The sequence below is a fragment of the Noviherbaspirillum sp. ST9 genome (genome assembly GCF_048799745.1).
Lineage (GTDB): Bacteria > Pseudomonadota > Gammaproteobacteria > Burkholderiales > Burkholderiaceae_D > Noviherbaspirillum.
In genome coordinates, this window is record NZ_JBLWFR010000207.1 from 1 (window position 1) to 531 (window position 531).

Genomic DNA, 531 nt, shown 5'->3' on the forward strand with positions numbered 1-531 from the left:
TTTAAGTTATCTATAAACCCGGAACAATCGTAAAGCGTGATTTTTTCACCATAATTTCCCAAACCATGTATCACCGGATATCTAAGCTCTTCTATATCCCTTGCCTCTTGTTCTTCAGAAAGCTCGCGGTTATTGGGATCGGTAAGGTGAAGTTCGATAATAAAATCGGTCACAGTTAAATCTCCCTGGACTGTTATTTGGCTGTTTGGTAAAAACCATATGCCGTGATAAGTTTCTTCTTTGGTTTCTACCATGACTTAACTAAAAAGCTATTATCAAAAGTCAGGAAAAAAGCAACCAAAATGAAATTGATCTCAAAAGCAGGTCTTATAAAACACTAAGGCCCCGTAAGGCGAAGCCTGCTGGTTCTCAATCACTCCATAATTATTTTCATGCCCGCCCAAGAGGAACCAATTCGCCGCTTTGAAAATACCAGGATTTGCTGCAATGAAATCGTCAACCTGTTCTTCCGTATGAAGCCCATAAAGTTGTCCAAAAAGTTGCTGTGTCGTGAGTGATGATCCAGGCATG

Annotated in this window: 2 protein-coding genes; both read right to left on the minus strand. The window is 40.1% G+C overall.

Annotated features, from left to right (window positions below):
- A partial coding sequence (locus tag ACNOHI_RS25555) for a hypothetical protein (RefSeq protein WP_420477529.1) occupies positions 1–254 on the minus strand: 254 nt, incomplete at its 3' end.
- Between the two features lie 60 nt (positions 255–314).
- Positions 315–531 (minus strand): hypothetical protein (locus ACNOHI_RS25560; RefSeq protein ID WP_128769163.1); only part of this gene is annotated, 217 nt, incomplete at its 5' end.